Annotated in this window: 22 protein-coding genes and 1 pseudogene; 7 read left to right on the top strand and 16 right to left on the bottom strand. The window is 69.5% G+C overall.

Features of this window, described 5'->3' with window-relative positions; genetic code table 11:
* Nucleotides 1-7: 7 nt before the first annotated feature.
* The 7 genes from NOCYR_RS23930 to NOCYR_RS23900 all read right to left on the bottom strand — a co-directional run bounded on the left by NOCYR_RS23930 (nucleotide 8) and on the right by NOCYR_RS23900 (nucleotide 5,648).
* Entirely contained in the window at nucleotides 8-1,180 is a 1,173-nt protein-coding gene (locus NOCYR_RS23930) for a TerD family protein (protein ID WP_014352996.1), read from the bottom strand.
* Between the two features lie 146 nt (nucleotides 1,181-1,326).
* A complete protein-coding gene (locus NOCYR_RS23925; RefSeq protein ID WP_014352995.1) occupies nucleotides 1,327-1,857 on the bottom strand; it encodes a hypothetical protein in 531 nt (176 codons plus the stop codon).
* Nucleotides 1,858-1,934: 77 nt separating this feature from the next.
* Nucleotides 1,935-2,735: a family 1 encapsulin nanocompartment shell protein gene (locus NOCYR_RS23920; protein ID WP_014352994.1), complete on the bottom strand. Its 801-nt coding sequence runs from the start codon at nucleotides 2,733-2,735 to the stop codon at nucleotides 1,935-1,937.
* Nucleotides 2,736-2,738: 3 nt separating this feature from the next.
* Nucleotides 2,739-3,764 (bottom strand): Dyp-type peroxidase, encoded by a 1,026-nt coding sequence (locus NOCYR_RS23915; RefSeq protein ID WP_014352993.1) that lies wholly within the window; start codon nucleotides 3,762-3,764, stop codon nucleotides 2,739-2,741.
* Between the two features lie 121 nt (nucleotides 3,765-3,885).
* On the bottom strand, nucleotides 3,886-4,212 hold the full coding sequence (locus NOCYR_RS23910) for a cupin domain-containing protein (protein WP_014352992.1): 327 nt from the start codon (nucleotides 4,210-4,212) through the stop codon (nucleotides 3,886-3,888).
* 135 nt (nucleotides 4,213-4,347) lie between these two features.
* The gene (locus tag NOCYR_RS23905) at nucleotides 4,348-4,848 is read right to left on the bottom strand and encodes a dihydrofolate reductase (RefSeq protein WP_014352991.1); all 501 of its coding nucleotides are present in this window, start codon (nucleotides 4,846-4,848) and stop codon (nucleotides 4,348-4,350) included.
* Entirely contained in the window at nucleotides 4,845-5,648 is an 804-nt protein-coding gene (locus NOCYR_RS23900; protein ID WP_014352990.1) for a thymidylate synthase, read from the bottom strand. Before NOCYR_RS23900 ends, NOCYR_RS23905 begins: the two co-directional genes overlap by 4 nt.
* A gap of 86 nt (nucleotides 5,649-5,734) precedes the next feature.
* Between NOCYR_RS23900 and cobF the strand changes: the two genes are divergently transcribed.
* Genes cobF through NOCYR_RS23885 form a run of 3 tightly spaced genes read left to right on the top strand, consistent with a single transcriptional unit; the run spans nucleotide 5,735 to nucleotide 8,212 of the window.
* The gene (gene cobF, locus NOCYR_RS23895; RefSeq protein ID WP_014352989.1) at nucleotides 5,735-6,505 is read left to right on the top strand and encodes a precorrin-6A synthase (deacetylating); all 771 of its coding nucleotides are present in this window, start codon (nucleotides 5,735-5,737) and stop codon (nucleotides 6,503-6,505) included.
* Between the two features lie 30 nt (nucleotides 6,506-6,535).
* Entirely contained in the window at nucleotides 6,536-6,781 is a 246-nt protein-coding gene (locus tag NOCYR_RS23890) for a DUF2630 family protein (RefSeq protein WP_014352988.1), read from the top strand.
* Between the two features lie 6 nt (nucleotides 6,782-6,787).
* Nucleotides 6,788-8,212: a dihydrolipoyl dehydrogenase family protein gene (locus NOCYR_RS23885; protein WP_014352987.1), complete on the top strand. Its 1,425-nt coding sequence runs from the start codon at nucleotides 6,788-6,790 to the stop codon at nucleotides 8,210-8,212.
* A 213-nt stretch (nucleotides 8,213-8,425) separates the two neighbouring features.
* Here the strand turns inward: NOCYR_RS23885 and NOCYR_RS23880 are convergent, their stop codons facing one another.
* Together NOCYR_RS23880 and sigK are read right to left on the bottom strand one after the other, a co-directional pair.
* Nucleotides 8,426-9,349 (bottom strand): anti-sigma factor, encoded by a 924-nt coding sequence (locus NOCYR_RS23880; protein WP_014352986.1) that lies wholly within the window; start codon nucleotides 9,347-9,349, stop codon nucleotides 8,426-8,428.
* Complete coding sequence (sigK, locus tag NOCYR_RS23875; RefSeq protein WP_014352985.1) at nucleotides 9,349-9,999, bottom strand: ECF RNA polymerase sigma factor SigK; 651 nt, start codon at nucleotides 9,997-9,999, stop codon at nucleotides 9,349-9,351. The genes NOCYR_RS23880 and sigK overlap by 1 nt, the downstream gene beginning before the upstream one ends.
* Nucleotides 10,000-10,216: 217 nt before the next feature.
* Between sigK and NOCYR_RS23870 the strand changes: the two genes are divergently transcribed.
* The gene (locus NOCYR_RS23870) at nucleotides 10,217-11,749 is read left to right on the top strand and encodes a carboxylesterase/lipase family protein (protein ID WP_048833656.1); all 1,533 of its coding nucleotides are present in this window, start codon (nucleotides 10,217-10,219) and stop codon (nucleotides 11,747-11,749) included.
* 4 nt (nucleotides 11,750-11,753) lie between these two features.
* Here the strand turns inward: NOCYR_RS23870 and NOCYR_RS23865 are convergent, their stop codons facing one another.
* Together NOCYR_RS23865 and NOCYR_RS23860 are read right to left on the bottom strand one after the other, a co-directional pair.
* A complete protein-coding gene (locus NOCYR_RS23865) occupies nucleotides 11,754-12,620 on the bottom strand; it encodes an Fpg/Nei family DNA glycosylase (protein ID WP_014352983.1) in 867 nt (288 codons plus the stop codon).
* A 179-nt stretch (nucleotides 12,621-12,799) separates the two neighbouring features.
* Entirely contained in the window at nucleotides 12,800-13,381 is a 582-nt protein-coding gene (locus tag NOCYR_RS23860; RefSeq protein ID WP_048833655.1) for a TetR/AcrR family transcriptional regulator, read from the bottom strand.
* Nucleotides 13,382-13,530: 149 nt separating this feature from the next.
* Between NOCYR_RS23860 and NOCYR_RS23855 the strand changes: the two genes are divergently transcribed.
* Nucleotides 13,531-14,550, top strand: coding sequence for an aldo/keto reductase (locus NOCYR_RS23855; RefSeq protein ID WP_014352981.1), 1,020 nt, complete (start codon nucleotides 13,531-13,533; stop codon nucleotides 14,548-14,550).
* Between the two features lie 91 nt (nucleotides 14,551-14,641).
* On the opposite strand, the gene NOCYR_RS23850 is transcribed toward NOCYR_RS23855, so the two are convergent.
* Nucleotides 14,642-16,021: a PLP-dependent aminotransferase family protein gene (locus NOCYR_RS23850; RefSeq protein WP_014352980.1), complete on the bottom strand. Its 1,380-nt coding sequence runs from the start codon at nucleotides 16,019-16,021 to the stop codon at nucleotides 14,642-14,644.
* A 76-nt stretch (nucleotides 16,022-16,097) separates the two neighbouring features.
* Between NOCYR_RS23850 and NOCYR_RS23845 the strand changes: the two genes are divergently transcribed.
* Nucleotides 16,098-16,784 carry a pyridoxamine 5'-phosphate oxidase family protein gene (locus NOCYR_RS23845; RefSeq protein WP_014352979.1) on the top strand — a complete coding sequence of 229 codons (687 nt, stop codon included), beginning with the start codon at nucleotides 16,098-16,100 and terminating at the stop codon, nucleotides 16,782-16,784.
* A 116-nt stretch (nucleotides 16,785-16,900) separates the two neighbouring features.
* Here NOCYR_RS23845 and NOCYR_RS23840 read toward each other — a convergent pair whose 3' ends face one another.
* The 4 genes and pseudogenes from NOCYR_RS23840 to NOCYR_RS23825 form a co-directional block, all read right to left on the bottom strand.
* Entirely contained in the window at nucleotides 16,901-17,446 is a 546-nt protein-coding gene (locus NOCYR_RS23840; protein WP_014352977.1) for a potassium channel family protein, read from the bottom strand.
* A gap of 99 nt (nucleotides 17,447-17,545) precedes the next feature.
* Nucleotides 17,546-18,217, bottom strand: coding sequence for a nucleoside/nucleotide kinase family protein (locus tag NOCYR_RS23835; protein WP_014352976.1), 672 nt, complete (start codon nucleotides 18,215-18,217; stop codon nucleotides 17,546-17,548).
* A gap of 23 nt (nucleotides 18,218-18,240) precedes the next feature.
* Nucleotides 18,241-19,860 (bottom strand): acyl-CoA dehydrogenase family protein, encoded by a 1,620-nt coding sequence (locus NOCYR_RS23830; protein ID WP_014352975.1) that lies wholly within the window; start codon nucleotides 19,858-19,860, stop codon nucleotides 18,241-18,243.
* A 178-nt stretch (nucleotides 19,861-20,038) separates the two neighbouring features.
* Nucleotides 20,039-20,629 (bottom strand): annotated as a pseudogene (locus NOCYR_RS23825) (TetR/AcrR family transcriptional regulator); the annotation flags it as partial.
* Between the two features lie 120 nt (nucleotides 20,630-20,749).
* Between NOCYR_RS23825 and NOCYR_RS23820 the strand changes: the two are divergent.
* Nucleotides 20,750-22,198 (top strand): hypothetical protein, encoded by a 1,449-nt coding sequence (locus NOCYR_RS23820; RefSeq protein WP_014352973.1) that lies wholly within the window; start codon nucleotides 20,750-20,752, stop codon nucleotides 22,196-22,198.
* Nucleotides 22,199-22,212 lie beyond the last annotated feature (14 nt).

The raw sequence follows: 22,212 nt of genomic DNA, 5'->3' as shown, positions 1-22,212 counted from the left end.
AACCCGCTCAGGCTTTCCCCTTGGCCGGAACCCACTCCAACCCCCATCCGTAGGCCTGGTCGACCGCCTTGTTCACCCAGCGGGGCGGCTCGGCGGGCGGCGGGATGAACCGGCCCTCGCGGCGGACCACCAGTTCGCCGCCGACGTTCTCGATCAGGGCCAGCACGATGGCGCGGGAATTGTCGGTGCACCCGTCGACTTCCATTTCGATGGGCGGCGAGCCGACGGGGTAGAGGGTCGCGGTGGCGCGGACGCCGCGCAGGTCGGGCGCGCCTTCGTAGATGTTCGCGTAGACCAGCAGGCGGCGGAACTCGCTGACGTGGTCGAGGTTGATATCGAGGTTCTCGCCGGTCGCTTCGTCACCGGTGCGATCGTCCTTGTCGAGCCGGACGTACGGCGGGCTGTCGAGCGAGCCGAAGCTGCCGACCGCGTGCACGAGACCCTTGCTCCCGTTGGTCAGCTCCCACAGACAGCACAGATCGAGGTCGACGGTCGGGCCACGTTTGCCGAGGAAGCCGCGACCCGCGCTGGACCAGTTCAGGTTCACCCGCATGGTGCCGCCGGTGGCGCCGCGTTTGGTGAGCGAGACCGAGGGCTCCTCTTTGGTCAGCGACATCTTGGTCATGTTGATCGCGGCGGGCTGCTGTGCGGGCGCAGGTGCCGGTTCGTCGTCGACCGAGATACCGAAATCGGTGGCGAGACCGGACAGCCCGGTGTCGTAGCCCTGCCCGACCGCGCGGAACTTCCACCCGCCCTGTCTGCGGTACAACTCGCCGAGCACGTAAGCGGTTTCGGTAGTGGCGCCGGTGCTGTCGAAGCGCGCGATCTCGGTGCCGTTCGCGGGGTCGAGCAGGCGCACGTACAAGCCGTGGAATTGGGCGAAGGTGCCGCCGTCGGCGGAGGCGGCGATGACGATGGTGTCGATCTGGGGTTCGACGCGATCCAACTGCACAGCAAGCAAATCGATGACCTGCGCTCCCTGCTGTTTCCCCTCGTGCCGCACCGCACCCGACGGGTGCGCGGGCTGGTTGTAGAACACGAAATCGTTGTCGGAGCGGACCTTACCGCCGGCCAGCAGCAGCGCTGACGCGTCGGCGTCGGGAACGCCGGGCCCGGATCGCCATCCCAATTCGACGCGAACCGCGGCCAGTGGAACAGCGACGTTGGCGCCCTTCATCATCGACACGACTGCCAACGTATCCGAGGACGGTGCACCCGGCCACCCAGCGACTCGGCCACCCAGCGACTCGGCCACCCGGCGGCTCGGCTGCACGGTGATCGAATGCCTCGGCCACCGGCGCACCGCACACGGCCGCAACCCTTCCCTCAGTGCGTAGGCGGCGCGATATTCCAATGCTCGTGCAACGCCCCCGCGATCTCCGGCAACACCATTACCGGGATCTTCTTGCGGCGCAGCATGTTCCGGATCTGATCGACCTGTTCCCGTTTGCGCATGTCGTAGGCGCTCGACACCGGTCCGCTCACCGGCGGGATCGACAGCAGCACGAGTTCGCCGTGCTCTTCGTCCCCGCCGGTCAGGTCCAGTGCCAGGGACCAGCGGGCGCGCTCGTCGAGGGTGAACCGGCCCGCGACCACGCGATCCCAGTCGATGCTGGTCTCGGCCCACGGCGTGCGGCGGTAGATGGCGCCTTCGGTGAGCACGACGGCGTCGCGGGTGAACAGCGCGACGAGCACCGCCACGCCCGCGATCGCACCGGCGAGCAACCCGGTGAACACGCGATTCATTCCGAACGCGGCGATGGTGCCCAGGCACAGCGCGACGGTGACGGCGATACCGAGCACGCCGTAGATCATCGCGCGCTTGGTGGGCACCACGCCCGCGTGCACCAACGTCATCTCGTCTCCATCCGCTACCGCGACAGGCTGGTCAGGACCATACTGCCGCGGCGCGGACGTCGCCACCAGTAGACGGCTCAGGCTTGCAGCGCGACGGCCGCCTCGGCGGTGTAGACCAGGAAGGTCAGGCTCTGCTGGAAGTACAGTTGCACCGATTCCGCCTCGTGGCTCAGGTAACCGATCGAGAGGTCCTGGCCGATCTGGAGATCGAAGTCGCCGCCGCGGGTGGTGAGCACGAACGCACCGTCGATGGCGGGCGCCCAGATGATCTCGCCCTCGGGGATGAGGCGCTCGATGTGGGTGCGGATGGGGTGGCCGTGGTCGGAGGTCTCGCTGACGGCGGTGTAGAGGTCGGCGCTCAGCAGCACCGAATAGGGGCCGTCCACACCGGCCAGCCGCAGCTCGCTCAGCGCCTGCGCCACCGCCTCCGGCACCAGCCGAGGATCGCTGGGCACCGCGACCGGCGCGTTCGAGGCGCTGGCCCGGATGCCGGTGATGTTCGCGGCCGGATAGCCCTCGAAGATCGCACGATCCTCGGCCCAGGCGATGCGCTTGGCGGCATCCTTGACCGGATCCAGGTCGGCGTCCTGGGCGCCGCGCTCGACGTTGTCGAGTTCCTCGCGCGAGAGCGTGAACGGCACGCGCAGCTCCACCAGCGGCGCGACCAGGCGCTGGCGGGCCTGCACACCGTCGTCGGGGGCGGTGATGGGGGCGGTGCGGCCGAGGCCGACCGCGGAGTAGGCCGTGCCGTGTGGACCGGACAGGTCGACCACGCGGCGGCCCGCGATATGCCGCTTGAAGGTGCGGGTGGCCTCTTCCTCGATCGCCGACCAGGCCTCGGAGGTGATCGGCGCGAGTTCACGATGCAGGTTGTTCATGAGTTAACTGCTCCTTTTCAACGTGCCGATACCGAGAGAGCCGTCTGCGGCAGGTGCGGCGGGGGTGGCGTCGTCTGCCGGTGATGCCCCGGGTGGGTCGGGCAGATCGTCGAGGAAGTCTTGGGCGGGAACGAAGAACAGGCCACCGGTGACGGCGGTGGAGAAGTCCAGGATCCGGTCGTAGGCGGCCTTGTCGGAGCCGAGGAACATCCGGATCAGCATCTGTTCGGTGACGCTCGGCGTAGCCGAATAGCCGACGAAATAGGTGCCCATCTCGTTGTCGCGGATGCTGCCGAAGGGCATGTTGGCCCGCAGGATCTGCCGTTCGGTGCCGTCCGGGTCGACGATGGTGTTCACCGCGACGTGCGAGTCTGCCGGCTTCACTTCGTCGGGCAGTTCGAAATCGTCGAGCTTGGTGCGTCCGATGACGCGTTCCTGCTCCTCGACCGAGGTTGCCGCCCATTCGCTCATCTTGTGCACGTATTTCTGCACGATGACGTAGCTGCCGCAGGTGAAATCGGGGTCCTCGTCGCCAACCAGCGCGACCCGCCCGGCCGGGGAATCGGCGAGGGCGCCCTCGGGGTTCTCGGTGCCGTCGACGAAGCCGAGCAGATCGCGCTGTTCGAAATACCGGAAGCCGGTGGTCTCGTCGACGATGGTGGCCGCGCCCTCGAGCCGCTTGCCGATCGCCATGGCCAGCTCGAAGCAGGCGTCGTGCACTTCGGCGCGGATGTGGAACAGCAGATCACCCGGGGTAGCCGGGGCCTGATGCCGGGGACCGGCGAACCCGGGGAACTCGTGCAGCTCGGCGGGGCGCGGCCCGGAGAACAGCCGGTCCCATGCCGTCGAGCCGATCCCGGCGACGCAGGTGAGGCCCGCGCCGGGCAGCCGGAACCCCACCGAACGGCGCAGGCCCGCCAGATCGGCGAGCAGGTCGCGCACCGCCGCTTCGCCGCCCTCGTCGATGGTGGCGACGAGGAAGATCGCGGACGGTGTGAGCGGTTGGAGGATCGGCTGCGGCTCACCCATGATCGACAAGCCTAGTAGCTGCGAGCGTGCTGACCCCAGGGAATCGGCCAGGGCGTGTCAGTTCTCACCCGGAACATGGGCCGCGCGTTGCTGTTTCGTAAGCCTCACCTACGTCGGCGCGCTATTTCGCGACGGTCAGCAGAAAGGCCACGTCGTCGACCGCTTTGACGCTGTGCCGGGCCTTGGGGACCACGAGCAGATCGCCCGCCGAGCCCTTCCATTCGTTGGCGCCGCTGATCAAGGTCAGGGTGCCGCTCAGCACCAGCAAGGTGGCATCGCCGAAGTTGTCGTGTTCGGCCAGGCTCTGGCCCGCGGTGAGTCCGACGACGGTCTGGCGCAGGGTTTGCGCGTGGCCGCCGTAGATCGTTTGCGAGCTCCGGCCGCTCGTGGCGGTGGCGGCCAGTTTGAGTTGCTGGCGAGCGACCGCGGTCAGCGATTTCTTGTCCATGGACTGCCTTTCGCAGATCACACCCGGAACAGGGCTGGTGTTCGGGGCCGATATCGCTGAGTATGCCCGACCGGTCACCGGCGCTCGGGCGTTTTGCGCCGGTTGCGCGTTCGGGCCGGGGCGGCGGGGCGGTATTCAGCGGCGTCGGATGAATCTGCGGATCCGGTACCGCGGTCCCGCACTGGACTGCTGCCACGGCGTGTCGGCGTCGGTCTGCCAGTGCGAGTCGATGGTGGGGGCGAAGGCGTCACCCGCCACGTCCAGGTCGATTTCGGTGACGAGCAGTTCGGTGGCGTATTCCATTGCGGCGCGATAGATTTCGCCGCCGCCCATGATCCAGACGTCATCGGGCGCGGTCAGCTCGAGCGCCTCCGGTAGCGAGGCGCTGCGTTCGGCGCCCTCGGCGGCCCAGTCCGGTTGCCTGGTCACCACGATATTGCGGCGCCCGGTCAGCGGACGGAAGCGCGGCGGCAGCGAATCCCAGGTGCGCCTGCCCATCACCACCGGATGGCCGAGGGTGACCTGTTTGAAGTTGGCCATGTCCTCGGGCACCCGCCAGGGGATGCGGTTGTCGACGCCGATCACCCCGTCGGGGGTCTGGGCCCAGATCAGGCCGATGACGCGTGCCGAACTCACACGGCCACCGGGGCCTTGATCGCCGGGTGATGCCGGTAGTCGACGATCTCGATGTCGTCGTAGCTGTAGTCGAACAGCGACGCCGCCTTGCGCAGCTTCAGCGTGGGGAACGGGTACGGCTCGCGGGTCAGCTGTTCGGTGACCTGCTCGACGTGATTGTCGTAGATGTGGCAATCTCCGCCGGTCCAGATGAAATCGCCCGGCTCCAGCCCGGTCTGCTGGGCCACCATCTGGGTCAGCAGCGCGTAGCTGGCGATATTGAACGGCACCCCGAGGAACAGATCGGCGCTGCGCTGATACAGCTGGCACGATAGCTTGCCGTCGGCCACGTAGAACTGGAAGAACGCATGGCACGGTGCCAGCGCCATCTTGTCCAGCTCGGCCACATTCCACGCCGACACGATCATCCGCCGCGAATCCGGATCCTCGCGCAGTGTGCGCAGCACCTGGGAGATCTGGTCGATGTGACCGCCGTCCGGGGTGGGCCAGGATCGCCACTGCACGCCGTAGACGGGGCCGAGCTCACCGTCCGGTGCGGCCCATTCGTCCCAGATCGTGACGCCGTGTTCGCGCAGCCAGCCCACATTGGAATCGCCGCGCAGGAACCACAGCAATTCATAGACGATCGACTTCAGATGCACGCGCTTGGTGGTGATCAGCGGGAATCCGGCCGACAGGTCGTAGCGCAGTTGATGGCCGAAGACGCTGCGGGTGCCGGTGCCGGTGCGGTCGGATTTCGGCGTCCCGGAGGTGAGCACCTGACGGAGCAACTGTTCGTACTGGGTGTCTGGGGTGGTCACGCCCTCGACCTTACTTCCAGCCGGGCCGCACGGCGCCGACCCCCGGCGGCGTCGGCGCCCGCGCGGCGGCCCCATAGGCTCGCCCTATGCGGAAGCTGTATGTGATCGGCATCGGCGCCGGCGATCCGGACCAGGTGACGGTGCAGGCCATCAAGGCCATGCGCGAAGCCGAGGTGTTCTTCGTGATCGGCAAGGGCGCCGAGAAACAGGAACTGGTCGATGTGCGCACCACCATCCTCGCCGAGCACATGGATCACCCGTACCGGATCGTCGAGATCGCCGATCCGCCGCGCACCCGCACTCCGATGGACGGCGCGGACTACCGCGAGGTGGTCGCCGACTGGCACGAACGCCGCTCGCTGCTGCTGGAGCAGGAATTCGCGCAGGTCGACGGCGTCGGCGCGATCCTGGTCTGGGGCGATCCGTCGCTGTACGACAGCACCCTGCGGATGGTCGAGCGGGTGCTCGCGCGCGAAACGATCAGCTTCGACTACGCGGTGATCCCGGGCGTCACGAGTGTGCAGGCCCTGGCTGCAGGGCACCGGACCGTGCTGCACCGCATCGGCGAACCGGTGCACATCACCACCGGACGCCGGCTGCGGGAGGAGGGGCTCGGCACCGGTTCGACGGTCGTCATGCTCGACGGGGACTGCGCGTTCACCGAACTGCCCGGCGAAACCCGGATCTGGTGGGGCGCCTACCTCGGCATGCCCGACCAGGTGCTCGTCGCGGGGTCGGTGGCCGAGGTCGGCGCCGAGATCGCCGAACGCAGGCAGCGGCTGCGCGCCGAGAAGGGCTGGATCATGGACACCTATCTCTTGCGCGGACCCGAGACAACCGACGGCGAATCCCCCTGATCGGCGCGCCCGGTCCGTACAGTGGGCACTATGACCGAACAGGACATCCTGGGGCGTATCAAGGAATTGGTCGAGCAGGAGCACAAGCTGCGGTCGCAGGCCACGAGCGGTGAGCTGGATCCGAAAGCGGAACGGCAGCGGCTGGCCGAACTCGAGGTGATGCTCGACCAGTGCTGGGATCTGCTGCGGCAGCGCCGGGCCCGCATCGACGCGGGTGAATCACCGGACACTACGCAGGTCAGCTCGCTCAGGCAGGTCGAGGGCTACCTCCAGTAGCGCCCCGTGCAGACCACCGAATACGACGTCATCGTCATCGGCGGCGGACCGGCGGGGGAGAACGCCGCCTCCTATGCCATCGCCGGTAGCGACCGCAGCGCCGCCATCGTCGAGCGCGAACTCGTGGGCGGCGAATGCTCCTATTGGGCGTGTATCCCGAGCAAGGCGCTGCTGCGGCCGGGACATGTGCTCGGCGGCGCCCGTGCCATGCCCGGGGTGCGCGCCGACGGCCTCGATGTCGCCGCGGTGCTGCGCCGCCGCGACGAATTCGTGCACAACCACGACGACTCCTCCCAGGCCGACTGGGCGCACGACAACGGCATCGACGTGGTGCGCGGTGCGGGACGGCTGGCCGGTGAGTGGCTGGTGGAGGTCGACGGCCGGACCTTGCGCGCTCGGCACGCGGTGGTGCTGGCGACGGGCACCAAGGCCAATGTTCCCGATGTGCCCGGTCTGCGGGCGGCGCGGCCGTGGACCTCGCGCGATGTCACCAACCTGGTCGAGGTGCCGCGTCGGACGCTGATCGTCGGCGGCGGGGTCGTCGCTTGCGAGGCCGCCACCTGGCTGGCCGCGCTCGGATCGGTGGTCACCATGGTGGTGCGTGGCGATTCGCTGCTCGGCCGGGTCGAGCCATTCGCCCGTGACCGGATCGCCGAGGCCCTGACCGAACGCGGTGTCCGCATCCGGTTCGGCACCGAGCCGGTGCGGATCGCGCGGCCGCAGGTCGACGAGTCCGGCGAGGGCTGGGTCCACGGCGGCCCGGTGACGGTGACCGTGCGCGACGGCAACGGCGAGACCGACCTCGAAGCCGACGAGATCGTGGTGGCGGCCGGCCGCACACCCGCCACCGAGGACCTCGGGCTGGAATCGGTCGGATTGAAGCCCGGCTACGTCGAGGTGGATGACCATTTGACGGTGCCCGGCCTGCCCTGGCTGTACGCCGTCGGCGATGTGAACCACCGCGCCGCGCTGACCCACATGGGCAAGTACCAGGCCCGCGTCTGCGGTGACGTCATCGCGGCCCGCGCCGAGAACCGCCCGCTGACCGGCCCGCGCTACGCCGCCACCGCCGACCACACGCAGGTCCCGCAGGTCGTCTTCACCGCCCCCGAACTGGCCTCGGTCGGGCTCACCGAAGAGGCCGCCCGCAAGGCCGGTCACGCCGTCGACACGGTCGAACTCGATATCGCCGTCGCCGGATCGGCACTGTCGCGCGACGATTACGCGGGCCGTGCCAAGCTCGTCATCGACACCGGCGCAGGCACCCTGCTCGGCGCCACCTTCGTCGGCCCGGAGGTCGGCGAGCAGTTGCACGCCGCGACCATCGCCGTGGTCGGCCAGGTGCCCTTGGACACGCTGTGGCATGCGGTACCGGCGTTTCCAGCGGTCAGCGAGTTCTGGTTGCGGCTGCTGGAGGCATGGCGGGCCTGAAGCGGGCGGCGCATGCCACTTCTCCCGGATGCCGGGGCCATGAGGTCGGCCGAGCGGTGTGGAGACAGCTCAGGTTTGCGGCCGCCTGGCGACCGGATCAGCGAGACGTCGCGTGCCCCAGGCGGCCGAACTCTCCTGGGAACAGCGGACGGACCGAATGCGATCTCGACCGCCGCGCCACAGCACGCGCACACGGTCAGGCGCCGGCTCGGTTCAGGACAGCGGGAGCGCCGCGATCGGATCGGTGGTCGGGCCGGGGGAGCCGCCGGTGGGTTCGACTGTCATAGCTAGCTGATCCGAGGCGGTGAACTCGGTGACGTACGGGGCCTCGGGTGTGGGCTGTCCGCTCAGCACACCGGCCGATCGGGGTACGCCCTCGGCGCCGATCAACCACAGCTGATGGGCGTAGCCGTCTGGAGGCTGGGGCACCGCATCGAAGGTGATCGCCACGGCTCCCAGCTCGTCGGAGATGTGCGCGATGAGGGTGCCGCCGGTGCTGACCGGGCTGGTCGCGATGCGTGCATCGGGTTGTTGCAACACCTGGTCGGCGGTGACCATGCGGGCCGGTGCCTGCTCCTCGCCGCGCTGGCCGAGCACGGCGGCGCCGATCGCGACGACGACGGCGATCGCGGCGGCCGCCGCGGCCCAGCGCAGGTGCTTGCGCCGGCGGGCACGGGCGGCGGCGAGTTGGTCGGTATCGGGGTCGCCGGCGTCGCTCGCGGGCTGGTCGTCCCCGCGCGCCGCGATACCGTCGCGACCCGAGTCGGCGGGATCGGAGCCGGGCTGATCTGTGCCATTGGTACCGGCTGCGCCGGGCGGCTCGACCGCGGCAGGTCCGGTGTGGCCGGGGCGACCGGGTCGGTCGTGGCGGGCAGCGTCGCGTTCGGCGATCGCCTCGAGGATTCGCGCATCGAGTTCTTGCGGCGGCGCCTTCGCATCGAGCACCGACAGGGCGCCCATCGCTTCGCGGACCTCGCCCACGATCTGGTCGAAGGCGCGCCGGGTTTCCGGGTCGCAGACGCGCAGGCGGTGTTCGATGCTCGCGCGTTCGGCGTCGGAGACCGCGTCGAGGGCGTAGGCGTGGGCGAGATCGAGTAGGTCGTGATCGTCGGGATGGTCGGTCGGCGCGTCGGTCATCAGGGGGTAACTCCGGTCAGGCAGTCCTGGAGGCGCTTCAACCCGTCCCGGATGCGGCTTTTGATGGTCGGCAGCGGGGATGCGAGATGGTCGGCTACCTCCCGGTAGGTTCGGCCACTGTAGTAGGCGAGGGCCAGGGCTTCACGCTGTGTGGCCGTCAGCGTGTCGAGGCAATCGCGCACGGCCTGCTCGTCCATCCGCTGCCCGACCGTCTCGGCGACGATGTCGTGATCGCGGCCCAGATGGGTGTGCCCGTAGACGGCGTCGCGGCCGGCGGCGGAGCTCTCGCTGCGCACTCGGTCCACCGCGCGGCGGTGGGTGATCATCATCAGCCAGCCGATCGGGCTCGACAGCGCCGGATCGTAGCGTTCGGCCGACGACCAGACCTGCAGAAACACCTCCTGGGTGGTCTCTTCGGCCGCCGTCGGACTGCGCAGCACGCGCAGCGCCAGGCCGAATACACGCGGGCTGGTCTCGCGATAGAAATGGGTGAACGCCTCCCGGTCGCCGGCCGCGGTCGACTTCAGCAGGCCGTCGAGCCGGCGCCGGACCTCCCCGTTGCCGTGCCGGGCCGGGCACGCCGGTGCCTCGCTCAGGTCATCGGGGAGGACGGGCCCGACGAACGGGATGAAACCCGGATCTCTGGTCATGATGGCCTCCTCGCCCGCACGACAGGGAGTTCGCCGTGGGCGTGCGGCGGGATGGGCGCGAATTCGGGAATGTGGCCTGAGCCACCTCCGTGGCTTCGTCCGAGCACGGGTTCAGTGTTGCGCACCAGGGCGGATCCGGTGGGCGATTCGAGGCACTCGCCTGCGAATATCGGTTTACTTCTGTTGGCAGACTGCCAGTTGTCGTTACCATCGGTAAATGGTCGCGTCGACAGATGTCACGACCGCGGACGGTGTTGTCCGTGGTCGCCGGGGCCGCCGGGTAGTGCGCTGGCGGTCGATTCCCTATGCGGCAGCGCCGGTGGGTGAGCTGCGTTTCCGGGCCCCGCGCCCGGTGCAGCCGTGGACCGGGGTCCGCCAGGCCACCGAGTTCGCCAATGCCGCCATGCAGCATCGCAGCGGCGCCCAGCTCGGCGCGCGCAGCTATCAGCCCACCAGCGAGGACGCGCTGACGCTCAACGTCACCGCGCCGGTCTCGCGTGGCAGCACGCCGCTGCCGGTCATGGTCTTCATCCACGGCGGCGGCTACCTGTTCGGCACCTCGGCGCTCAGCCTCTACTCCGGCGCGCGGCTGGCCGTGGGCGGTGAGGTGATCGTGGTGTCGCTGAATTACCGGCTCGGCGCGTTCGGTTACGCCGACTTCGGTGAGTTCGCCGGCGACGAGCGGCCCTTCGACTCCAACCTGGGCCTGCGAGATCAGATCGCGGCGCTGGAATGGGTACGAACGAATATCGCGGCCTTCGGCGGCGATCCCGGCAATGTGACGATCTTCGGCGAGTCGGCCGGTGCGCACGCGGTGCTCAGCCTGCTGGCCACGCCGTCGGCGGCGGGGCTGTTCCATCAGGCCATCGCACAGAGCGCGCCCGCCGACTGGGCGCTGACCGCCGATGATGCCCGCCTCATCGCCCGCCGATGTGTGGAGGCGCTCGGCGCGACACCAGAGACCGCGCTGCGGGCGCTCTCGGACGCCGACCCCTACGACATCCATCGCGCCTTCGCGCGGGCGATGCGGGCGTCGTTGCAGGAGCGGCCCGGATTCTTCGCCGCCGCCCCCGTCGTCGACGGGACGCTGCTGCCGCAGGCGCCGATCGACGCCATCGCCGAGGGCAACGCCCACCGCGTGCCGCTGATCATCGGCACCTGCAACAACGAGGGCACCCTGTTTGCCAAGTTCGCCGACTATGCGCTGCCGACCACGCCCCAGCGGTTGCACGCCGCCATCGACAACCCCGAGGCCGAGGCCAGGGTGCGCGCCGCCTATCCCGGTTATCCGGCCCCGAAGTCGGCCATCCGCGCCGGCGGCGATTTCGTGTTCTGGCGGCCGTCGGTCGAGGTGATGGCCGGGCACAGCAAGTACGCCCCGACCTACGCCTACCGCTACGACTACGCGCCCCGCGCGCTGCGGCTGGCCGGGATCGGCGCCACCCACGCCACTGACCTCATCCCGGTGTTCGGCGTCGCCGACAGCCCGTTCGGCCGGGCCCTCACCGCAGCCGGCGGTCGGCGCGGCCTGGTGTCGGTGACCAGGCAGTTCCAGGACAACTGGCTGCGTTTCGCGCATACCGGCGCGCCGCTGCCGTCCTGGCCGGCCTATACCGAGAAGCGCCGCAGCACCTTGATCATCGATGCGCCGAGCCGGGTCGAACACGATCCGGAGCGGGCGCGGCGACTGGCCTGGGAGGGCGTGCGGATGCCGCGATTGGTGCAGCAGCGCGAAGTGGACCTCGGATAAGCGGCTATTTGAGCAACCGCGACATGCGCCGGTCGGCGAGGATCTTGCCGCCGGTCTGACAGGTAGGGCAGTACTGGAAGGAGCGCTCGGCGAACGACACCTCCCGCACCGTGTCGCCGCAGACCGGGCACGGTAGGCCGGTGCGCGCGTGTACCCGCATCCCCGAACGCTTTTCGCCCTTGAGCCGGGCCGCGTCCTGGCCGACGGAGCGTTGCACGGCATCCAGCAGCACGGTGCGCATGGCCTCGTAGAGTTCCGAGACCTTGTCCGCGGACAGCGATTTCGCGGTGGCGAACGGCGAGATGCGGGCAGTGTGCAGGATCTCGTCGGAGTAGGCGTTGCCGATGCCCGCCAGCAGCGACTGCTCCACCAGCGCGGTCTTGATCCGCTGGGTGCTGCCGCCGAGGATTTCGGCGAACTGGTCTTCGGTGACCTCGAGCGCGTCGGGGCCCAGCCGGCTGATGCCGGGGACCTGGTGCGGGTCGTCGACGATGTAGACCGCGAGCCGTTTCTTGGTACCCGCTTCGGTGAGGTCGAAGGCGGGTGTGGCGCCCTCGGGAGTGAAGAAATGCACCCGCAGGGCCAGCGGGCCCTTGCCCGGTTTGGGTGGGGTCGCGCTGGGATTGTCGGACCAGCGCAGCCATCCGCCGCGCGAGATGTGGGTGATCAGCCATAGGCCGCCGCAGTCCATGCCGAGGAACTTGCCCCACCGGCCCGCGCCCGTGACATCGCGACCGGACAGCGCCGTCACCGGCGGGTCGAAGGTCTTGACCGCGCTCAGCGCCGCCACGTCCACGCGCCCGACCACCGCGCCGACCGCGTGTTCCCGCAGAAACTGCGCCAGCGCCTCCACTTCCGGTAGTTCGGGCACGGGTCACAGGCTACCTGCGGGGACCGACAGATTCGGGGTGTCGGCGCTGGCTGGTATCGGGCCGCACTTGTGGAGTCATGTTCCGGTTAGGTGGTGCTGTCGGCGGCGCGTGGGGCTGGTTCACTCGCAACTTCGGTCATGCTCGGCTCGGCACTCCGGCCGCTGGGCCGGGCCTGCAACTAGTTGCGCCGCAGCCCCGCGATGAGCAGCCCCGCCAGCCTGCGTGCGTCGTAGCGTGGATCACCGCCCGCGCCGATGCAGAGATTGCCGACGCCGCGCATCAGTTCGAAGGCCTCGATGTCGCCGGCGATCTCACCGGCTTCGGCGGCGGCATCGAGCAGTTGGGCGCACACCGGGACCAGGCGGTCGAGGAAGTAGGCGTGCAGTGTCTGGAAAGCGGTGTCATCGGACTGCAACGCCTCCGCCAAACCGTGCTTGGTGACCAGGAAATCCACGAACAGATTGATCCAGCGCCCGAGTGCCGCGTGCGGTGAAGCGATGGTGGCCAGCAGGGTCGGTCCGGCCTCGGCGCAGGCCTCGACCTGGTGGCGGTAGACCGCGACGATCAGATCGGCCCGGGTCGGGAAATGCCGGTAGATCGTGCCGACGCCGACCCCGGCCCGTGCCGCGATATCGCGCACGGGCACGTCGACGCCCGAGGCGACGAAAGCCGCCGCGGCGGCGTCGAGCAAGGTCTGCTCATTGCGTCGCGCATCGGCCCGCTTGCGCGGGGTCTGCGATCTGCTGCCGGTTTCGGGCACGGCACCGCTCTCTTTCGTCGCTCCGGTTGGCAAGTGGAACATTGTTCCGTATGTTGGATATCGGAACATCGTTCCGCTTGTTCAGGATGCCAGAGCGGGCGAGTCGAATCCACCCACGCACCCTCGGTGCGCCTTCGAGAGGAATAGCTATGCAGTACCGCAGCTTGGGCCGAACCGGAGTGCAGGTCAGCACGCTGGGGCTCGGCGCGATGAATTTCGGCAGCATCGGCCGCACCGGCCAGGACGAAGCCACCGCGATCGTCGACGCCGCCCTGGAAGCCGGGATCAACCTCATCGACACCGCCGACATGTACGGCCAGGGCGAATCGGAGGAGCTGGTCGGCCGGGCCATCGCCGGTCGCCGTGACGACATCGTGCTGGCCACCAAGGCCGGGATTCCGATGGGCGAGGAGCGCAATCATCGGGGCAGCTCGCGCCGCTGGCTGGTCCAGGCGCTCGACGACAGCCTGCGCCGGCTCGGGGTCGACCACGTCGACCTGTACCAGGTGCACCGCTGGGATCCGAGCACCAGCGACGAGGAGACGCTGTCGGCGCTGACCGACCTCCAGCGCGCCGGCAAGATCCGCTACTTCGGCTCCTCCACCTTCCCCGCCTACCGCATCGTCGAGGCCCAATGGGCGGCCCGCGAGCACCGCCTCGGCCGCTACGTCACCGAACAGCCGCCCTATTCGATCCTGCAACGCGGCGCCGAAGCGCACGTCCTGCCGGTGACCGAACAGTACGGGCTCGGCGCGCTGGTGTGGAGCCCGTTGGCCTCGGGCTGGTTGTCGGGTGCGATCCGCGCTGGCCGCGAGATCACCACCAGCCGTTCGACTTTCATGCAGGACCGCTACGACCTCACGGTGCCCGCCAACCGAGCCAAGATGGAGGCCGTCGAGCAACTGGCCGCCCTCGCCGACGAGGCGGGGCTGACCATGATCCAACTGGCCCTGGGTTTCGTCACCGCACACCCGGCCGTGACTACGGCGCTGATCGGCCCACGCACCATCGACCACCTGCGCTCCCAACTGGCGGCGGCGGACACGGTGTTGGGCGCTGATCTACTGGATGCCATCGATGCGATCGTCGCGCCGGGCGTCGACCTGGCCGCGCACGAGAAGCACGACGCGCCACCGTCGCTGCTGGACGCGGGGTTGCGGAGGCGGTGAGCGTGGTGGGGTGGTGTTGAGCCTGGTGTGGCACGGCGTGGATCGCGCAGTGCGGGGCTGCGGCGCGGCGGCAAGCGCCGGTGTCAGGCGATCATGCGACGGCCTGGGCGAGGCTTTCTGCGGCGATCGGGATTGCGGTGGCGAGTCCGTCGTCGGAGAGGGCCGAATAGCCCAGGGCTACACCGAAGGTGCGGGCCGGGCCGATGTGGTGGCGGGCGAGGGCGTCCAGGGCTACCCCGCGACGAGCGGCCTCGGCGACGGCGTGCTGCTCGGCCTCGGCGCTGGGCAGGGGGATCACCAGGTGGGAGCCGGCGTCGTCGCCGCGGATGCTCAGGCCGCGGCGGGTGAGTTCGCCGACGGCGAATGCTCGTCGCGGTGGCATGACGCGGCGGAGTCGGCGCAGATGCCGGGCCAGGTCGCCGTGTGCGGCCAACTCGGCCAGGACCAGCTGGCCGGCGGGGCTGGGTGTGCTGCCGATCTGTTCCCGGTAGGCGAGCACGGCGTCGGTGATCTCGGGCGCGGCGACCAGCCAGCCCGCGCCGAGGGTGGGGGAGAGGATCTTGCTGGTGGTGCCGAGATGGACGACGACGTCGGGCGCCATGGCGGCCAGTAGCGGCAGCGGCGCGGTGTCGTAACGCAATTCGCCGTCGTAGTCGTCCTCGATGATCAGGGCGTCGTTGGCACGCGCGTAATCGACCAGCTGTACGCGCCGCCGCGCCGTCATCCGCTCGCCGAGCGGAAACTGGTGCGCCGGAGTGCAATACACGGCGCTGACCCCTCGTGGCAGCGCATCGACGAGCAGGCCCTCGCCGTCCACCGGTACCGGCACCACCTGCACGCCGGCGGCTCGGAAAGCTCCGACCGCGCGTTGATAGCCGGGATCCTCCATCGCAACGCTGTCGCCAGGGCGCAATACCGCACAGGCGATTTCGTTCACCGCCGCACTCGTGCCGGAGGTTGCCAGGATCGCGGTTCCACCTGCCGCGCTCAACCCGCGATGACGCAGCAGATGGTCGGTGACCGCCGAGAGATACCGTGGCTCGCCCGCGCGTTCCTTGCGCACCACCGGCTCCCGTTCGGCGGCCGCTCGCCAAGCCCGGCGCCAGGCGGCGCGGTCGAGTGCGCGAACACACGGCGCGCCCGGGCGCAGATCGAGCAGGTCGTCGGTGTCGGCGGGTGCGGGTGCCGCGGCGGTGTCGTGCTGTGCGGAGGCGGGTGCGGCAGTGAGGTAGGTGCCGGATCCGCGCCGGCCGCTGAGCCAGCCTTCGGCATGCAGTTGGTCGTAGGCGGCGGCGACCACGGTCCGGCTGACGGCGAGCTGGGCCGCCAGCGACCGCGACGACGGCAGCCGGTCCCCGCCCCGCAGGGCGCCGGAGGTCGCCGCCCGTCGCAATCCGTCGGCCAGTTGCACCGACAGCGGCGCGCTGCCGGTGCGATCGAGTTCCAGCAACTCGGCGATCACGTCGGACATGGCGGGCAAGTGGCCTTTCGAAGTCGTTGAGAATTGGCTATTCTAGGATGCCACTAGTGCCCGGCATGGTGAAACCATGACCGACAACGCCCTGCTCCTGCCCCCGCTCTCGCCCACCCCGCGCAGCACGCCCACCCGGCTCAAGGATCGGGCCAGGACCGACCGCGCCGAGCTGCACGCGGTGCTCGACGCCGGACTCATCTGCCACCTGGGCGTACTGCTCGGCGGCACTCCGGTCGTGCTGCCCACCGCCTACGGCCGCGATGGAAACCTGCTCTACCTGCACGGATCCACCGGTGCGGGCAATCTGCGGGCGGCACTGGAACATGACGTATCGGTGGCCGTCACGCTCGTGGACGGTGTGGTCTACGCGCGCTCGGCCATGCACTTCTCGATGAACTTCCGGTCGGCGGTGGTGCTCGGCCGGGCCGTCGAGGTCACCGATCCGCAGCAGCGGCTGCACGGGCTGCGGGTGATCGTCGAGCATGCGGCGCCGGGCTCCTGGGATCGGGTTCGGCCGCCGAACAAGAAGGAACTGGCCGCGACCGCCGTGCTCGCGCTCGAACTCACCGAGGCGTCGGTGAAGATGCGTGCGGGCGGACCCAACGACGACGCCGGCGATATCGCGGCGGGCGGGGTGTGGGCCGGTGTGCTGCCGACGCGTCAGGTGTGGGAACCGCCGGTATCTGCGCCGGACCTCGGACCCGGCGTCGCGGTGCCGTCCTCGGTGTCCCAGCGCTGCACCGCCCGCCAATCCGGCTGAGCGAAGGCGAGTCCGGACAAGGCGGCGCTGACGTCCTCGGGCGCGGCGGGCGCGACACCGTGCGCGCTCACCGCCGCGATCTGTTCGTACTCGGCGGAATCCGGCATGGCACCAGGTTAATTCGCGTCTGGGCCGGTGGCATGCCGTGCCTCCAACCGCCGGGTGATGCTCGTGGTCAGCACCGCCACCACGGTCCCGATCACCACGAGGTCGAACAGCATCTGCACGGTGCTCGCGACGCGTGCGACCTGGCCAACGGCATGAATATCGCCGTAACCGACGGTCGCCAGAGTGGACACCGTGTAGTACAGCGCGTCGGTGCGGGTCTCGATGCCGTCGAATTGGCCCGGGTCGCGTTGATCGAGCACGTAGTAGAAGAGCGCGAAGAACACCACGACCACCGACACCAGCAGCAGTAGCCCATCGATGCGCCGGGTGGTGTCCTCCATCGCGGCGATGTACTGCGAGATGCGCCGATAGCCGAGCCAGCCCAACCCGATCACCCCGGCGGCGAAGGCGAGCAGGGTGAGGATTCGTCCCGGCCAGTCGTCGGCGAAGTCGTAGCCGACGGGCACGAAGTAGTACAGCAGGAGCGCGCACACGACCGTGGCGATATTGCGTAGGGCGTGCGCTCGCTTGGAGGGCCGCGCGGTCTCCGTCATCGGTCCATGATCGACCGAGGACGTGTTGTGGGCGGGGATACACGCCAAACATTGGCGAAATGCGGCCGGTGGTGGGCAGCTGGTCCGTCGAGCTGCCGGTCAGCTGAGGTAGTAGCGCGAGTTGCGTTCGTACAGGAGCAGGTCGGCGTGCCGGGCGGTTGGACCCACCAGGTCCGCATTGGCCATATCGCTGTCGTGCACTTTGGCTTGGGCCGCGGAGTGGTCGCGTCCGCCGCGCAGGTGACGGTGCAGTAGCCGCTCGATGCGGGTGTGCCGGTCGGCGGTCAGGTACCAGCACTCGTCCAGTTGCGGCCGGACCTTCGACCACGGGCCGTCGTCGAGCAGCAGGTAGTTGCCTTCGGTGATGACGATCCGCTGGTCGGTGACGACGATGCCGCCCGGCGTGGGTTCGTCGGTGGCGCGGTCGAAGGTCGGCCACGGCACGGGCTCGCCGAGCGGGGTGCGCCGCAATCGGTTCAGGCCGTCGACGAAGCCGGTCGCGTCGAAGGTGTCGGGTTCACCTTTGCCTGCCAGCCGTCCGAGGGCACGCAGCTGCGCATTGGGCAGGTGGTAGCCATCCATGGGCGCTAGCTCGGCGACCCGCGATCCGGCCACGACGTCGACGGCCGCCCGCAATGCCGCCGCCAACGTCGACTTACCGGCGCCGGGCGGGCCGGCGATGCCGAGCAGGTACCGGCCCGTCCGTTGTTCGGCTCGGGCCAGTACCCGCTCGGCCAGCACCTCGACGCTTGTCTCCGAATTCTCGGTCACCGGCGTGACGGTACCGGCACCGGTCAGACGAAGGCGCGCTCGATGATGGAGGCAGTATCGACCCCGGTGGGCAGGGTGCCGAACGCGATGCCCCAGTCGTCGCCCAGCCGGGTGGCGCAGAAGGCGTCCGCGACGGCGGAATGACCGTGCCGCACCAATTGCGCACCCTGCAGGACCAGCGCCATCAGCTCGACCACGCGGCGGGCGCGGTATTCGATATCGCTGAGGTCGGACAGTTCCTTGCCGATGCGGTCGATGGCGTCGTCGAGGCGGGGGTTCTCGCCACGGGCCAGGTTCACCTCGTTGAAGTAGGCCTCGACGGTTTCCGGCTGACGTCCCATGGCGCGCAGGGCATCGAGCGCGGCGACATTGCCCGAGCCTTCCCAGATCGACATCAGCGGCGCCTCCCGGTACAGCCGCGGCATGCCGGACTCCTCGGCATAACCGTTGCCGCCGAAGCATTCCAGCGCCTCCGCCGCATGCGAGGGCGCCCGCTTGCACACCCAGTACTTGGTGACCGCCAGCGCGATCCGCCGTAGCGCGGCCTCGGCCGGATCGCTGCTCGCGCGGTCGGTGGCGCCGGCCAGCCGCATCATCACGGTGGTCGCCGCCTCGGATTCGATCACCAGGTCGGCCAGCACGTTCGCCATGGCAGGCTGGTCGATCAGCTTGGCGCCGAACGCTTCCCGATGACGCGCATGATGCACCGCGTACATCGCGCCGGCCCGCATCCCGGTGGCCGAACCGATCACGCAGTCGAGCCTGGTCATGTTCACCATCTCGATGATGGTTTTGACGCCGGCGCCCTCCGCGCCGACCAGCCAGCCGGTGGCGTTCTCGTATTCGATCTCAGAGGAGGCGTTGGACTTGTTGCCCAGTTTGTCCTTGAGCCGCTGGATGCGGATGGGATTGCGGGTGCCGTCGGGCAGTACGCGCGGCAGCAGGAAACACGACAGCCCGCCGGGTGCCTGCGCCAAGGTGAGGAACATGTCCGACATGGGCGCGGAGGTGAACCACTTGTGCCCGACGATCCGGTAGGAGCCGTCCGGCTGCGGGGTGGCGGTGGTGGTGTTCGCCCGGACGTCGGAGCCGCCTTGCTTCTCCGTCATCGACATGCCCGCGATGAGACCGGCCTTGCTGGACGGCTCGCGCAGGCCGAAATCGTAGGTGCGCGAACCGAGCAGCGGTTCGTACTTCGCGGCGAGTTCGGGATTGTTGCGCAGTGCCGGGACCACGGCGTACGTCATCGAGATCGGGCACATGTGGCCCGCTTCGGCCGAACCCCAGGTGTAGAACTTCGCCGCCCGCGCGGTGTGCGCGCCGGGTCGTTCATCCTGCCATGGTGCGCCGTGCAGGCCGTGCGTGACCGCGACGTTCATCAGCTCGTGCCAGTACGGATGGAACTCGACCTCGTCGATGCGGTGGCCGTAGCGGTCGTGGGTGTGTAGCACCGGCGGGTGCTCATTGGCCAGCCGGCCCCATTCCTGGGCACGGGCCGTACCGGCGAGCTCGCCCAGCTCACGCACCTCCGCCTCGGCCCAGCCCGCGCCTTCCCGGTGCAGGCCCTCGATCAGGGCCGGGTTGCGGGAGAAGTCGAACGGGACGATCGGCGGGACCTGGTTGAAGACTTCATGCGTCTGCATCGTGCGCTCCTGGGTGGGTGATCGCGGGCATCGGCATGGTCGCCATGCCATCGGCGGAAGCTGGATCGGGGACGGGTGGGTGCGTGCCGGGCGCCGCATCGAAGACGACCGGACCGGCGGTGGGTGCGGGGGTGGAGATAGTGGCGGCCGGCCAGCTGGTATCCGGGCGCGCATCCCGGCGGACGCCGAGGGCGCGCAGCGCGAAGGACACCAGCTCGGGGACGACCGATTCGGTCTGCGGTGCGTGCGCGAGCGGCCCGACCAGCACCTCGCCGATGGCGCCGACCATGGCGGCGGCGCTGAGACGGGCGTCCTGGGCCGGGAGTTCGCCCCGCGCGACGCCCTCGGCGACCGCGGATTCGAAGGTCTCGGCGAAGGCGCGGCGGAACCGGAGTCGTTCGGCGTCGACCGCGGCGTCGACGGGTTCGGCCAGCAGGACGTAGGCGAGTTTCGGGTTCTTGAGCGCGCGCACGGCGAAGGTCTCGACGGCGGCGCTGACCCGCTGCGCGGCATCGCCATGGGAGCCCGCGGCTGCGACGGCCTCGACCTCGCGGCTGACGACCTTGCGGAAGACCCCGGTGACGAGATCGGCCTTGCCGTCGAAGTGTTTGTACACCGTGCCGGTGGCCACGCCGGCCTCGGCGGCGACGGCCGCCATGGACAGACCGGCGAAGCCGTCGCGGGACAGCACTCGGGTCGCGGCCTGCACGATCAGTGCGGACTGCGCATCGAGCCGGGCCTGTACGGCCGGGGTTCTGCGGTACACCACGCAAGAAGTGAAGCACGAATTCACTTCTTCACACAAGGGGGTGCCAGGCCGTATGGTCGGTCACATGAGCGTCAGAGTCGAATACGCCGGCCCGCCGGCACGGCGAGTTCCGATGACGCGATGAGTGCGCGCGGGGGCGTTCCGGCACGGCTCACCGTCGTCGACGAGATCTTCCTGCGCACCCACCGTGGACTCGGCACTCCCATTGCCCTGCAAGGGCTCTGGCGGACGCGCGACCGAATCGAGGTGGAGTTACTGGAGGATTTGCACGCCCGGCTGCGCCGTGGTCCGCTCGGCCGTCGGGTGGTGCGTGCGCGGGTGCCGGGCGCACGCCGGTCCTGGCGCCCGACCGTGCGTGCGCATCCGCTCGACCTGCACGGTGAGATCGCCGCAAGCGACGTGCTCGGCTGGGCCGACACCCTCGGTGCCGACCTGGACCCGGAATACGCACCAGGCTGGCGCTTATCCTCCGCCCCGCTCGATGACGGCGGCACCGTCATCGCCCTGACCTGCTCCCACGTCCTGGCCGACGCTCGTGGCCTGATCATCGCCGTCGATACGGCGCTGACCGCAGCCGCAGGTTCCGGCGCCGCCCCCACCCGACCGCCGGCCGTGCATCAGTCGCCCAGCGCCACCTCCACCCTGGCCCCCAACCCGCCGGCCCCGACCGGGCACCCCCACACCTCTGAGCAGCGACACCATGGCCGACGCCGGCCTGCAGCCGCGTTGAATGCCGTGCCCCGGTCCGACTGGGCCGACGCATGGGAACAACTACTGACTGTGCTCGGTGGAACCACCGCCGCATTCGGAACCGGGCTGCGCCGATCGTCGTCGCGAGTGAGAAACGCAACGCGCACTACCGACCCGCTCGCCACCGACCCGCGCACTGGGGACTCGCGCACCACCGATCCGCGCACCCCTCGAATGCCAACCGTCGGTGCCGTGCTGCGCTTCCCCGCCGCCGACTGGGATCGCGCCGCAGCCGCCTCCGCGGGGACAGCCAACAGCCTGTTCGTCTGGTTCGTCGCGAACATGTTGTGGGCCAGCGGGTTTCCCGGGGCGACGATCGAGGCTGCGCTGCCGGTCGACACCAGGGATGAACCGCGGGTCGACAACGATCTCGCGATGACGGCGATCACCGTCACCCGGGCCGATTCACCCGGCGCCATCCGAGCGAAGGCCCGTGCGGCTTATGAGCGTCGGATGACCAGCCCCGCCGGCCTCCCCGAGGAAACGTTGCAGCTGGTCCCGGATCGCCTGGCCTACGCCATGTCCCGGGGTGCGGGCGAACGTGACATCCTCTGCTCCAATATCGGCACCCTGCCCCCGAGCCTGCACACCTTCGGCCCGCACGAGTGCACCGCCATCGCCGCCCGCGCCATCCACCCGGACCTGACCTTCGCCCGCCGCCCACGCACCCGCCTGTCCGGATACCTGTCCCGGGACCGCGACACCTACACGCTGGCACTGGTCAGCCTCACCCCCGAACTCATCCCGAATTCGCCCGCGCTGCACCGGCTCGCCGAAGTCACCGCCGGTCGCCTCGGCCTTTCGCTGCGCACCTGGTAACGAGCGTCCTCCGT

The sequence above is a fragment of the Nocardia cyriacigeorgica GUH-2 genome (assembly GCF_000284035.1).
GTDB classification, from domain to species: domain Bacteria; phylum Actinomycetota; class Actinomycetes; order Mycobacteriales; family Mycobacteriaceae; genus Nocardia; species Nocardia cyriacigeorgica_B.
The sequence above is the reverse complement of the archived record's forward strand: the minus strand, read 5'-3'. Positions and strand labels throughout refer to the sequence as shown.

Bases quoted from the DNA above. Each gene is read 5' to 3' on its own strand.
- NOCYR_RS23930 (WP_014352996.1), bottom strand. From the start codon at position 1,180: ATGATGAAGGGCGCCAACGTCGCTGTTCCACTGGCCGCGGTTCGCGTC.
- NOCYR_RS23925 (WP_014352995.1), bottom strand. From the start codon at position 1,857: ATGACGTTGGTGCACGCGGGCGTGGTGCCCACCAAGCGCGCGATGATC.
- NOCYR_RS23920 (WP_014352994.1), bottom strand. From the start codon at position 2,735: ATGAACAACCTGCATCGTGAACTCGCGCCGATCACCTCCGAGGCCTGG.
- NOCYR_RS23915 (WP_014352993.1), bottom strand. From the start codon at position 3,764: ATGGGTGAGCCGCAGCCGATCCTCCAACCGCTCACACCGTCCGCGATC.
- NOCYR_RS23910 (WP_014352992.1), bottom strand. From the start codon at position 4,212: ATGGACAAGAAATCGCTGACCGCGGTCGCTCGCCAGCAACTCAAACTG.
- cobF (WP_014352989.1), top strand. From the start codon at position 5,735: ATGCGGAAGCTGTATGTGATCGGCATCGGCGCCGGCGATCCGGACCAG.
- NOCYR_RS23890 (WP_014352988.1), top strand. From the start codon at position 6,536: ATGACCGAACAGGACATCCTGGGGCGTATCAAGGAATTGGTCGAGCAG.
- NOCYR_RS23880 (WP_014352986.1), bottom strand. From the start codon at position 9,349: ATGACCGACGCGCCGACCGACCATCCCGACGATCACGACCTACTCGAT.
- sigK (WP_014352985.1), bottom strand. From the start codon at position 9,999: ATGACCAGAGATCCGGGTTTCATCCCGTTCGTCGGGCCCGTCCTCCCC.
- NOCYR_RS23870 (WP_048833656.1), top strand. From the start codon at position 10,217: ATGGTCGCGTCGACAGATGTCACGACCGCGGACGGTGTTGTCCGTGGT.
- NOCYR_RS23855 (WP_014352981.1), top strand. From the start codon at position 13,531: ATGCAGTACCGCAGCTTGGGCCGAACCGGAGTGCAGGTCAGCACGCTG.
- NOCYR_RS23850 (WP_014352980.1), bottom strand. From the start codon at position 16,021: ATGTCCGACGTGATCGCCGAGTTGCTGGAACTCGATCGCACCGGCAGC.
- NOCYR_RS23845 (WP_014352979.1), top strand. From the start codon at position 16,098: ATGACCGACAACGCCCTGCTCCTGCCCCCGCTCTCGCCCACCCCGCGC.
- NOCYR_RS23840 (WP_014352977.1), bottom strand. From the start codon at position 17,446: ATGACGGAGACCGCGCGGCCCTCCAAGCGAGCGCACGCCCTACGCAAT.
- NOCYR_RS23830 (WP_014352975.1), bottom strand. From the start codon at position 19,860: ATGCAGACGCATGAAGTCTTCAACCAGGTCCCGCCGATCGTCCCGTTC.
- NOCYR_RS23820 (WP_014352973.1), top strand. From the start codon at position 20,750: ATGAGTGCGCGCGGGGGCGTTCCGGCACGGCTCACCGTCGTCGACGAG.